This window comes from Butyrivibrio sp. AE3003 (genome assembly GCF_000686065.1).
GTDB classification, from domain to species: domain Bacteria; phylum Bacillota; class Clostridia; order Lachnospirales; family Lachnospiraceae; genus Butyrivibrio; species Butyrivibrio hungatei_A.
Map to the genome: position 1 here is coordinate 2,077,955 of NZ_JMLX01000001.1, position 12,777 is coordinate 2,090,731.

The window sequence follows — 12,777 nt, forward strand, 5'->3', positions numbered from 1 at the left end:
AGTCTCTATTCCTTATGCCCTATTCATGTATTCTAAATACTCTCTGGTAACTTCTTCCGGTTTTCCCTGCTTGGCAATTAGTCCACCATCCAGCCATATTGCTTCATCACAGAATCCATTAACCGTATTCATATCGTGAGTAACAATAACAATTGTAAGTCCCTGCCTCTTTAATTCTTCCAACTTTCTAAAGCACTTCTGCTGAAATGTTGCATCTCCAACTGCAAGAATCTCATCCACAAGCAAAATATCCGCCTTTACATTTATTGCCACTGCAAAAGCGAGTCTCATATACATTCCGGATGAATACACCCTAACAGGAGAATCAATATACTCTCCTATTTCTGCAAAATCCAATATTTCATCTAATCTATTATCAATTTCCTTTTTGGTCAATCCAAAAATCGCTGCATTAATATATACATTCTCTCTTCCGGACATATCGGGATGAAAGCCTGCTCCCAATTCCAACAAACTGGACACACGTCCATTCATAACTATTTCACCTTGATCAGGATAGATAATCTTGGTCAACAGCTTCAATGTCGTACTCTTTCCACATCCGTTCTTACCTATAATCGCAAGTGCTTTTCCTCTTTCAACTTGAAAACTTACATCCTTAATAACTTCTCTTTTATCATATTTTCTTCTACTGCTAAACAATGAAAGTTCCTTCAATGTCTTTCCATGATCGCGGTAGATTTTAAAACTTTTACTTATTTTATTTACCTTTATTGCAATATTATCACTCATATTATAAAACCCTTTACATTTCTTCGGAAAATTTCTTTTTCAATTTTTCAAACAGCAAAAAACCAAACACCAAAAAAAACACCCCTAAAAGAAACGCTTCTGTAAGAGTCTTTAATTCAGGTACTCGCTTATAGTAAAAAATATCTCTATAAGCCACCAATATAGATGACATGGGATTAAGATTAAAAATAGTTTTATACTTATCAGGCACCATATCTACATCATACATTACCGGGCTTAAAAACTGCCATGCCATCATAACAATTCCTAAAATATATTCGATATCTCTCATATAAACAGTTACTGCCGATGTTATAAAAGTGAGTCCCAAAGCAAGCATAGTCTCTAGCAATACAATTAACGGGAAATATAGAATTGCTTCAATATTAAATCCATGACGGCTAAAAATAATAACTGCCAAAACCACAACCATGGAAAGCATCATATTAACAAGCTGCCCCAGAACATGGGCTATAGGAAGAACCTCTCTTGGAAAATATATTTTATTGACCAAATTTTTCTGACTCGAAATACAACCTGCCCCTCCAAGAAGACTGGTATTAAAATAAATCCATGGTATCAAAGCAATAAACAAAAAAAAGATAGTATTTCTCATATGACGTTCTCATAATAATTGAAAAAACTATTGTATATACCATAATCTGAAATAACGGATTCAAAAAGCTCCACAAAAAGCCTAATGCCGTACCTTTATATCTACCTCTGAGCTCACGATGAACGAGGCTAAAAATCATCTGTCTATACTCATATATTTCTTTAAAAATTTCCATTTCCTTTTATTCCTTTGTAATTATTTCTATAATATCTGATGCGCAGGAATCCCACGAAAAAGCAAGAAGCTGCTTTTCCATCTTTAATTTATAATTATCCTTTTCCCCATCTGACAAATCAATAACTTTATTCATGCAATCCGCCAATTCCTTATAGTCATTGGGAGAATGAATATATAAACAGGCATCTCCACCAACTTCCGGAATAGATGAATTATAACTGGTGATTACCTGCGTTCCATGCTGATAGGCTTCCAATATAGGTAGTCCAAATCCCTCATATAATGATGGATATAGCAAACACTCAGCAGAATCAAGGAGCTTCTCTTTTAAATCATCATCAACATATTCATAAACATGTATATACGGCTTATACTTTGATTCTTCAATACGTTTTTTAAATCCTTCAAATTTCCATCCCCATTTTCCGGCAAATATCAAATGAATATCATTTGTATCTTCCTTCTTAAACTCATCAAACGCTTCAACGATTGTTTCAATATTTTTTCTAGGTTCAATAGTTCCCAATACCAAAAAAAAACCTTTTCCCGATGTCATCAACACCATTGGAAATATGCTCACTTACAGGTGCTCCCCAATAAACTGTTTTCACCTTTGATTTATCAATATGATATTGCCTAACTATATCATTAGCAGTAGATTCTGACACGGCATGAATATAATCTGCTTGTTTACATGCTCTCTTACAAAAAATTCTTAAGATCAAATTAGTCTTCCAACTAACAACTTCCGGCATAACTTCAAATGCTAGGTCATGAATAGTCAACAAATATTTACAATTTCTGACCTTTTTGGCCGGAAGCATAAAATTAGTTCCCCAAAAAACATCAATCCCCAGCCTCCTTATTATATTGGCCAGCCTAAATATCTGCCACAATGTCCCACTTCCGGTAAATGCAGGTACTATAACGATTTTCCAATTACTTGGAAGCTCCAACGGAAAACACACTTCAGTATTAGAAATCAAATAATATTCATTTTCCGTATTATTTATCCACCGCTTTAAGACTTCAAAAATCGCCTTCGGGATCCCGCTATATTCCTTATATTTAAAAATTCTTGCATCAATACCTATTTTCATTAAAATAATTCTCCCAGGATAACTCTAGGTCAAAATATACTTTTCCCTATATAATATCCCTATCATCAACAAAAATCCACTATGAATGCTAACTCATCAAAGCGGATATGTCAATAAAACTACTAGCATCAAAAAAAATATACACGATATTAAAGCAACACTCTATAAATATATATATTCATAAAACTGATACCACACATAAGACACAGAATAAAAGCAACGAATAATCCTATTTAGTGCTTCCGTACCCGCATTATTCATTTTAGAAAAAAAGCATCTTCTGTATACATTTCATAAAATTCCGCATCGTTATAAACCATAATAACAATATCCGGTTTCATATTCTTAATATACTCAATAATACTTCCTGTAAAGCTGGCATTATGAATTATTGTTACGTCTTCACATGCTAAAGATAAATAAGATCCTACCGGCCAATTAAAAGAATCACCAATCATCAAAACCCTTTTTCCGGCCAACGCAGATTCATTATGAATACTATTAATCAACGAATTGGTAATAGTAAAAACGTTATGATATACACCGCCTTCCAAACTCCAATTAGATACAGGAGTAAATATTATATCTCTAAAAGTTCCTATATTAGGTTCTCCCTCAGCATAAATATGACTTATTTCAGGATTGCTGTATGGACAAGGCACCTTAAAATCATATCCACAATTATCAAAGATTTTTTTCTTAATCTTAGGATATCGTGAAACTAAATCATAATAGTTTCCTTCTTCAAACAACTGTAAATCAATATCAAAGCCATAATCATTGCGCAACTTTTCAGCAATTATTTTAGTACAATCAAGTCCGTCGGATGCTTTCCAATGTGACAACGATTCAAACGAAATTGTTCCCGGATAGTCCCTGGCAATATTTATAATATCCACACCTTCTTTTTCCAACGAAGACGTAAAACAGTAACTTCGCTCAGCTATGTTAAGATCATCTTCCTCCAATGTCTTGTCTTTATAATACTGGATACTCGCATCTAAGGGTGTCTGAACATAAAAGAAAGGCACTCCGAGCATATTTATCTCTTTTTTTAGTTCAACTACATTATCAACACATTTTGCAACATAATTCCAATTATCCCCTATACTTGAAATACTTGTAATATGATAATGCATTAACCTATCCTTATATATGGAAACTACCGCATTTATTTTTTCACTTTTAGGAAATGACAAAGTGCAATAATTTGAAATAGATTTTTCGACTTTCTTCACCCATAATACATAATAATCTATCCATCCCTCATCAAAAGGATACTCCTCGCGCCATTTATCATCTTCAATCATCGTCTGAATAGTTACATTCTCAAGCAAAAATCCAGCAAGTTTGCTTTGTGAATTACCATTTGGATATATTATTGTTACACCTATCACACATAGCACAACAATGCAGCAAATGAATATTTGTGCCCACACAATAATTGTTCCTATTTTCTTAAACATATTTCACCTCAAAAATTGAAATAAATGAATGGACTATATGAACCATTTATTATTACAAGCAAACAAAATCCCAATAATACTACAGATAGTGGTAGCCAAACTAATTCTTTTATCACTTTAATTTCAGGATTCAAAAACTTTCCTTCAATAGTTTCAACGATTGGAAAAGAACCAATAAATGAGATGCTAAGTATAATCACCGAGCTCTTAAAATACAGTAAGGTACTGCTATCTATAATCCCGTCTCCGTATCCAAACATTGCCGCCAAAAAAGAGGCCAAATTTATAAGATTTTTTGCCTTGAAAATTGTCCACCCAATAGTAACAATAATCATAGTAATAACATATCCTAAAACTTTAGGTATTCTATCCATTATCTTTGTTTTCTTTTCAAATAATTGTATAATAAAGTACATCATCCCCCAAAGAATGAACGTCCAATTTGCACCGTGCCATACACCGGTCAATAACCACACTATAAAAAGATTAAAAATATGTCTTTTGGAGCTAACTCTATTTCCGCCAAGTGGAATATACACATAATCTCTAAACCAATCAGTCAATGAAATATGCCATCTTCTCCAAAACTCTGTTATTGAACAAGAAATATATGGGTAATTAAAGTTTTCTTTAAAATGAAAACCAAAGCATTTCCCCAACCCAATCGCCATATCTGAATATCCGGAAAAATCATAGTATATTTCAAATGTATAAGATATTGCTCCAATCCAAGCAGTCAGCATTGGAATATCCGAATATTCAGCAGTAATAAAAATTTTATCTGCTATCCCACCTAAAAAGTCAGCGACTAAAACTTTTTTGGCCAGTCCTATGATAAATCTTTGCGTCCCTTGGTAGAACAACTCACTATTTTCTGATCTCTCATTAATTTCTTTTTCTATATCGCTATATCTTACAATAGGTCCGGCAACCAATTGAGGAAACATACTTATATATAGAGCCAGATTTAATATATTTTTCTGCGCAGGAACTTTTTCATAATATACATCAAAGATATAACTCATTATCTGAAATGAATAGAATGAAATACCTATAGGCAATGCTATACTCACTACTTTTATAGGAATAATCTTATATAATTCCCTTGTTACAAAAGATAAGTATTTAAAGATAAACAGGTTTCCTAAGTTGAAGATTAATGAAAAAGCCAAAAATGCTTTTTTGTGCCTTCCCCTTTCAATTTCAATGCCCAAATAATAATTTATACATATCCCAAAAATCAGGACAAAAATATAAAGTGGTTCACCCCATGCATAAAATATCATACTAAATATCAACAATATGATATTCTTAAATCCATGACCCAAAAAACTCCCACCACATTTATAAATTCCAATGGTTATAGGTAGAAACAGCATAAGAAATACTCCAGATGAAAACTGCATTTTCTCCTCCCAACTATATGTTCATCCCTGTTTTTCTATATCAACAATGTAAAAACACGTAAAGCTTACAGATTAAAATTGCTGCTAATTTACCCAATGTTTTATTAAAGCACCAAGATAACGTAACAATAATGACCACTGCTATAAAGAATCCGCACAAGTACGCTTCTACCAAACCAATTCTATTTGATTCATTCACTAACCACAGAGCTCCAAATGAGCAGACTATTGGCCAATGAAAGCTATATATTTCCCAACTTATGCTTCCAAGAAACCTACACAGCTTTCTGCAAAAAAAGTCATTAATAACTTTTACTCTTGGAGTTAATACTACCAATATGGCAAACGACACAGAAGCTAATATCTTATCAGGTAATATAACTATAAGCATAGCTGTGATTATCACCCAAAACAAATAACTTGATTGGCAATTAAAATCATGTTTTTCATAAAAAGCTGCCAGCATGCCTATCAAATGAGCTGAAATAATAGGAAAAATAAAAGATAATGAGATGACAGCAATCAATAAAACACAAACAAATATTTCTCTTTGCCAAAAATCCCACTTCATGAAACAAAAGACAATTAGATATATAACTATTGAAGAAAAAAAACATCATTTGCAAAACCCAATATGGTTTATTCATATCGCTGTTCCCAAATATAAGTACACTAAACGGAGATATCAACACATCTTTTATCGTAAAATCGCGCGTATAAAAAATTTGTTGAAACCATTCACACTGAAAAAGAGTTGTTGTCTCACCATTATGAAATCCAACCGTCCTATATATGAAATATATTATAAAATGTGAAAATAAGATTGGACACGCCAATCTAAAAAAGCGTATGACAATTCTACAGAGTAATTCCTTTATATTATATATATTACTTCTAGAAACTAAATACCCACTTATTACAAAGAATAAATATAACCAATATCCTTCATCCAAAAATATTGCAAAATGAGAATCATTAATAATATCAAAGCAACAAATAGAAGGTATAAATGACTGTGAGTATTTATATATACCCAAATAATGCCCAACCAACACAAAAAAACATGCAATTCCCTTCATCCCATTTAGATGATGATAAGTCTGTCTATCACTTGCGTAATTTGCATTCATTAAGTCGCCCGGCTCCTCACAAAAATTTTTTTCATTTATTGATTTTACAATTAACTTTTTTAATCTGTCGTTCTATAAACAAAAACAAATAAGAGAATATTGAGCCAATACTTATCCCTACAACTACATTAAACAATAATGCCACAGGTAATATTGTTTTCCATGAATATTTTTCAACTATATGCGGATTATTTTGAACATACATATATGGAACAGAACACGCAATCCCTTGTGAAAAATAAAATGATAATGAATTTCTTCCAATAAATCTTATTGGCTTTAATTTTTCCACAATAGAATTCATTCTTCCATGTAATGAAATACAAACAATCACACAAATCAATGAAGCAAACAAGTACATAATATGTGGTGGAAACTTAACAGAGACTAAATCTTTTGCAGCTATTCCGAATAACTTCCCGGATAAAAACCAGCATAATAAATCTATTAACAATACAACAAGATAGAAACGAAATTTTTTATTTATTAAATCATTTGATAAGTACCCAACAAGGTACATAATTCCATAAAAACACATATTTCGTGATAACAAAAACCATGAATCCCCATTTATAAGGTTTAAATAGCTTAAGCCTATCATCAAAAACAATATGACGTAATAAATATTTCTATCCTCTATGTTTAATCTGTCCTTAAACATAAGAAAACATGATCCAAGCAGTTCCAAAGCAATAAACATAGGCATAAACCACATTGATGCAGGTAATACCGGTAACAGCGGTATCCAACTGGCATCTGTATAATAATAGCATTGGTAAACCCACTGTATCGGAGATGTTATATTTATACTTTTAATAACAACAAAATATATCAAATCTGTTAATGAAATAAATAAGATCCATTTCAACCATATCTTTATCAAGTTCATAAACACCTTATCTAAACGGTGACTATATTTGGCACTCCATCCGGCCAAGTAGACAAATAACGGTACTTCTAATAATCTTGAAACATTCCTAAGTAAATTTGGCGACGGTACAATATCCCCCGTCCAAAATACCGTATGATGCAATAATATCGCCAATACTGCACCCCCCCTAAAAAAATCTATGTACAGATCCCTGGTCTTTACTGATATCTTGTCATTCATATCGCGCTCGCCATGAAGTGATTTCCTGCCAAAATAAATTTCGAGAAAATCACAACATATTCCCCTCTCTATTTTCTTTTGTTGATGTTTAACAAAAAAACTAGTAAATACGGCATTTGTTAAACGGTTTACGAGTTACATATATATCCCAAAGTAGGGTTATCTGGATATGAAGTGGCTTCTATGAGCCCATTTCTGATGATAAATGGTACAAAAAGAAGAACGTCATTGTTTTTTCTTTATGATGGCCTTCTTTTCTCCCTCTTCACCTACAGTAACTAACCTCTCATGTCTACCAGGATCATCGTCCTCTGACGAGTCCTAAATTCCTTCGTTCTGTTTATCCATAGTCGGGTGCTGCTCATGCTCCCACCTCAGGGTCATAGCCCTATAAAAAATGTCAACGCAGCTACTGGCTCTACTCTGTTGTATATACTTTTGCATTCCTGTTTCACAGCACCAATCATGGCGGACGCTTACCTGCTTACAGTACTAGTTGTTACTTAAGCGGCTATAAGCTCGCTATTACGATGGATATCTGACATCATCTTGAACCTGTCATAATCCATACCTTTTGTTAATACCGCATAGAATACACGGATCAACTTGCAGCTCACGGCAATCATTGCCTGTCTACGCTTTAGCGGATTCTTAACTCTGGTAACGTAGTAATCATAGATTCCTCTGAACTCTTTGTTACTGGCAAGTAATGGAATCATTACCTGATACAGTATTCTTCTGAGCTTTCGTCTTCCTCGCTTGCTGATCCTAGATCTTCCTTTATGCTTTCCTGAGCTGTTTTCTACAAGCTCAAGTCCTGCATATTTCTGTATCTGTTTAGGTGACTTAAAACGTCTGATATCACCTACCTCAGCAATGAATCCTGCTATTGTAATTACCCCTACTCCTTTAATGGCGAGTAACTTCTCCACGTGATCCACTTTTAGGACTGTTTGTACAATTGCCTTTTCAACAGCCTCTAACTGTGAAATCCAAAGCCTGTGCTCTTCAAGCAGCATGTATAATTCGCTTCTTGTTCCGGCTCCACCATCAAGTCCGACACTATTGTGCGCAGCTTCTACCAGGGTCTTTGCCCTATCTTCAGTTACACCACGGCCACGCATCTTTTTATCATGCCAGATCTTTCTGATCCCACTTACTCCAAGCGCTATTACATCTTTAGGCAAAGGTGCTTTTTCAAGCACCGCCAGACCACTTGTAGCATCAAACCTTGTGTAAATCCCTAAGTACTCAGGGAAGTGTATTGCAAGCCATCTCTGGATTCTGTTAGCAGATATGTTATGCTGCTTAACTATCCTGTCACGGCTGTATACCAAATCTCTTATCTCAGCATAAATGCCTTCTGGCATGTATGGAATTGAATACCTTCCATCTATTACCAGCTTTGCTATTGTCTTTGGATCCTTAGCATCTGTTTTCTTAGGGCTGTTATCATCCAGTTCTTTGATCTTCTTGACGGAGAAAGGGTTGACCATTACTAATGTCTTATCATGTTCACCTACATACTTCGCAAAAGCAAACCAGTAGTGACCCGTAGGCTCACAGCCTATCATAACTTTGGTCTTATTCTTTTCTGTCTTTATATTTTCAGCCCACTGATTAAATGTGTTGAATCCTTCAATGTCATTCCCGAATGAGAAAACCTTTCTTGTAAGCTCTCGGCCTCTGTTATCAAAAGCTCTGGCATAATGTGTCTGGCTTCCGATATCAATACCGATTACTAATGTTGAATCTGTTACTTGTTCGATTTTTTCATTCTGTGTATAATTCATGTGGAACCTCCGGTGTCTGATTGTTTTGTTACATCCGCCAAGATGCATCTCAATCTTACCTTGAGGTTCTTTTTTATTCAATTGGCGCTATTTATGAATTACAGGAATGCTCCCATATAATTATTTATATTTACTGTTGTTAATTTCTTTTTTCCCTTAACAGAAATGCTTCCTTATGATTATATTTATAAGTAGCGCTATCAACAAGCTTCTTTGTTTTTGTATCATATACAACAATATTTATTCCGCTTTCTCCCTCGGAATATTCTTCATCATTAACTACTATCGAAGAATAATACCCGAAATCACGTCCTGCATTTTTAATTTCAAATAAAGTGCCTTTATACTCTCCTGTATAGGATAATTCTTCGCCCCCACAATCTTCAAGAACTTCCTCAGGTGTGATCACTGAATAATATGCTTCATGTTCACCAATATCCCAAAGCCTCTTTATGCCATACTTACCCAAAATCTGTAATTCTTCCTCATCTTCAGCAAGCCGCATATCATCCTTTACACTCATTAGGATAATTGTGTCGTCCAATCTTCTTACATATGACATATAGTCGGATAAGTCCTCTTTTAATAAATTAAGATTTCCTTCCCAATCAAGATAATTATGTTTCATACCATTTTTTCCCTGACACGTAATCTCAATATAGGCATCTGTGATATCATAATCCGCCATATTTACTTCCGCTGAATATGTATAATCACCATCCGGTCCCATACCTATTTCAATAGGATTGTCATAATGCTCTTTATCCCAGATTCGTGCTTGGACAGCCCACATTTCTATATTGTCCATATCCCGGACTTTTAATTTCATTTGTCCGTCTCCGGAAAACTGCGCATCTACTGCTGCCGACAGATTAACAGCCCTGTTACGGTTAAGGTCAAAACTTGCTGCATCTATAACCTTTCCAAGATCATAATCATATACTACAAAATTAAGCCCCTTTCTGTTTAAGGCATACTCATCGCCGTCAATAACTATACTGCATTTTCCACTGTTTTCAACTGCATCGCTTTCAATGTGATACTGTATATCATTTCTAACAAGCGCACCATCATACTCTTTCCTTTCATCTCCGGAGCCATACACTATACTGGGAGAATCTACAACCGCATAGAAGCTTATGCTTTCATCCCCCGCAAGGTAATCATTAATTCCTAGCTTTCTGAGTTCATTAAGATCTTTTTCATATGCGCTTGTCATAAAATCCCCACACGCAGCTATGAATATCGCAATATTATCTCTTTTTACAAGAAGATCTATATATTTTCCAAAGTCTTCATGTGCCTGTAAGCTTAATTCCCCTGATACTTCATCAATCTTGCATACAGAATTTTCTAATGCATTAGTAATAAATGCCCCCAATCGGTTATTTTTCTTTGAATCATCTATCGTCTCTACAACGATAGTACCATTCCTATCCTTAAGGTTACTTATGTCTATTTCGCATGTATAGCTTCTATCATCATTTTGCTCCATATCAAAAGAATCAAGCTTTTTCATTTCATCATCATACAGCGTAGCTCTTACACTGCTGTACTTATCAACATTTATTATATTATCTGCTTTCAGCGTAATTATCCCCTGCCCCTTGTCGTAATCTATAACATTGACTTCAGCATCGGGAAGAAGCCGCTTCTCTTCTTTGTCCTCCTCATCACTTATTCCGGATAATTTATCCATAAACTCCGAATGCTTTGCCAGTTGAATATCAACTTTTTCGCGTCCAAACTTCTCTAGAATCGTCCTTTCCTTAGAAAACAGGTTAGTTCCAAGACCAAGCCTATTTCCATCTATCTGTGCGCCGATTGCAGCCAGCGTTGTCGGGAACATGTCCATTGTAGAATATTCTATGGAATCTCCGCGTCTCTTCTCTATATCAGAATTAAGGATGGTCATATATGTTTTCCTTACATATTCACCGTCAACATCTTTGCAAAATTCACCATTCATAGTTGCATGATCACCGCATATAACCACAACGGTATCCTTATAGAAGTCCTGCTCCTTTATCCAATCAACAAATTCTGACACTTGCTTACTCGAACATGCTATAACATTGGCATATTGATTACCTTCAAATTTATCCTCACACTTATCACACACATACCCCTCGGGATGATGCGTATCAACAGTAAGCATGGTCAAATTGAATGGCTGCTCGCCTTTGCTTAATTCAATCAAATCTTTTTTGGCATTTTCAAAGAGCTTTGTATCTTCATATCCCCAGAACACCATATAATCTTTGGGAATAACATTATTATTCTTGGCATATACATAGTCATGAAATGTATAATTGCCATGTATGGAATAAAAAAGCTTTCTCCCCCCAAATACAGCATCAGAGCCAATGAGAAGTTCCTGATTATACCCCTGTGCAGACAGAATATCCCCTATACATGTAACTCCAGGGAAAAAAGTCTTTTCCTCAGACATTGAATTTCCTTCAACAAAGACCTTTAACGGCAATCCAGATGACTGGGCAAACATTGCTCCTATTGTCCATGTTGCACCGCATGCAGGATAAGGACCGTTTAATTTATCATCTCCGGAAAAGCATTCATTTTCTTCTGCAAGTTTAGTAAGTTCAGGAATAAGATTATATGTAAATCCGCCACCGTTCTCTAAATCACTGTAGGTCATTTCCATTGACTCAAGGTAGATATATATCAGATTTTTCTTTTTATCGGGAAATGTAATCTTTACTTCACTCGGATCAACATAATTTTCTTCGATAAATGTTGATTCATCTCCTGAATTCACCAAATATTCATATACATTTAGCTTTTTGAAAAATACTGCCAACGAAGATACGGCTAAGACAATTGAGGTAATAACCCCTCCAATGATAGCAAGATCTTTTTTCCTAATCATGCCAAAATAGATAACTATAGCTGTAACAATAAGTGTGGGAACCAGCGCTCCTACTGTATAACGTAACAGCATATCGCTTCCTGTTCCTTCAAGCGGCGCAGAAAGCTCATATACGAGTTCTTCCATGCTAAGACGCCCAAATGTCCTTAAGCACCACATAATTGAAAATCCAAGTAAACTCATTAAAGTAATAATCAAAGTAGCAAGACATTTCTTTATGGATATTCTCATCAATGCTGACTCCCTCAAACGAAAAATGTAAAAAATTCATTCAGATTCCTGATTCAAAACCAAAAGCACTTCACCAAAATCCATCTTAATGAAGTGCTTTTTCT

10 protein-coding genes are annotated in these 12,777 nt (G+C 34.6%); all 10 read right to left on the reverse strand.

What is annotated here, in order from left to right:
• Positions 1-12: 12 nt before the first annotated feature.
• A complete protein-coding gene (locus CD00_RS0109965; RefSeq protein WP_026655847.1) occupies positions 13-753 on the reverse strand; it encodes an ABC transporter ATP-binding protein in 741 nt (246 codons plus the stop codon).
• Between the two features lie 13 nt (positions 754-766).
• Complete coding sequence (locus tag CD00_RS17955; protein ID WP_330370386.1) at positions 767-1,369, reverse strand: ABC transporter permease; 603 nt, start codon at positions 1,367-1,369, stop codon at positions 767-769.
• 181 nt (positions 1,370-1,550) lie between these two features.
• Positions 1,551-2,072: a glycosyltransferase family 4 protein gene (locus CD00_RS17960; protein WP_185750433.1), complete on the reverse strand. Its 522-nt coding sequence runs from the start codon at positions 2,070-2,072 to the stop codon at positions 1,551-1,553.
• A complete protein-coding gene (locus tag CD00_RS0109980) occupies positions 2,059-2,646 on the reverse strand; it encodes a glycosyltransferase (RefSeq protein WP_026655848.1) in 588 nt (195 codons plus the stop codon). The genes CD00_RS17960 and CD00_RS0109980 overlap by 14 nt, the downstream gene beginning before the upstream one ends.
• 257 nt (positions 2,647-2,903) lie before the next feature.
• Complete coding sequence (locus CD00_RS0109985; RefSeq protein WP_026655849.1) at positions 2,904-4,112, reverse strand: hypothetical protein; 1,209 nt, start codon at positions 4,110-4,112, stop codon at positions 2,904-2,906.
• Positions 4,113-4,120: 8 nt separating this feature from the next.
• Positions 4,121-5,518, reverse strand: coding sequence for an MBOAT family O-acyltransferase (locus tag CD00_RS0109990; protein ID WP_026655851.1), 1,398 nt, complete (start codon positions 5,516-5,518; stop codon positions 4,121-4,123).
• A gap of 446 nt (positions 5,519-5,964) precedes the next feature.
• Complete coding sequence (locus tag CD00_RS21480) at positions 5,965-6,648, reverse strand: acyltransferase family protein (RefSeq protein ID WP_026655852.1); 684 nt, start codon at positions 6,646-6,648, stop codon at positions 5,965-5,967.
• Positions 6,649-6,679: 31 nt separating this feature from the next.
• On the reverse strand, positions 6,680-7,759 hold the full coding sequence (locus CD00_RS0110000; RefSeq protein ID WP_026655853.1) for an acyltransferase family protein: 1,080 nt from the start codon (positions 7,757-7,759) through the stop codon (positions 6,680-6,682).
• Between the two features lie 503 nt (positions 7,760-8,262).
• On the reverse strand, positions 8,263-9,552 hold the full coding sequence (locus CD00_RS0110005; protein WP_026654089.1) for an IS110 family transposase: 1,290 nt from the start codon (positions 9,550-9,552) through the stop codon (positions 8,263-8,265).
• 139 nt (positions 9,553-9,691) lie between these two features.
• On the reverse strand, positions 9,692-12,673 hold the full coding sequence (locus CD00_RS19330; protein WP_081811893.1) for a sulfatase-like hydrolase/transferase: 2,982 nt from the start codon (positions 12,671-12,673) through the stop codon (positions 9,692-9,694).
• Positions 12,674-12,777 lie beyond the last annotated feature (104 nt).

Bases quoted from the DNA above. Each gene is read 5' to 3' on its own strand.
- CD00_RS0109965 (WP_026655847.1), bottom strand. From the start codon at position 753: ATGAGTGATAATATTGCAATAAAGGTAAATAAAATAAGTAAAAGTTTT.
- CD00_RS17955 (WP_330370386.1), bottom strand. From the start codon at position 1,369: ATGAGAAATACTATCTTTTTTTTGTTTATTGCTTTGATACCATGGATT.
- CD00_RS0109980 (WP_026655848.1), bottom strand. From the start codon at position 2,646: ATGAAAATAGGTATTGATGCAAGAATTTTTAAATATAAGGAATATAGC.
- CD00_RS0109985 (WP_026655849.1), bottom strand. From the start codon at position 4,112: ATGTTTAAGAAAATAGGAACAATTATTGTGTGGGCACAAATATTCATT.
- CD00_RS0109990 (WP_026655851.1), bottom strand. From the start codon at position 5,518: ATGCAGTTTTCATCTGGAGTATTTCTTATGCTGTTTCTACCTATAACC.
- CD00_RS21480 (WP_026655852.1), bottom strand. From the start codon at position 6,648: ATGAATGCAAATTACGCAAGTGATAGACAGACTTATCATCATCTAAAT.
- CD00_RS0110000 (WP_026655853.1), bottom strand. From the start codon at position 7,759: ATGAATGACAAGATATCAGTAAAGACCAGGGATCTGTACATAGATTTT.
- CD00_RS0110005 (WP_026654089.1), bottom strand. From the start codon at position 9,552: ATGAATTATACACAGAATGAAAAAATCGAACAAGTAACAGATTCAACA.
- CD00_RS19330 (WP_081811893.1), bottom strand. From the start codon at position 12,673: ATGAGAATATCCATAAAGAAATGTCTTGCTACTTTGATTATTACTTTA.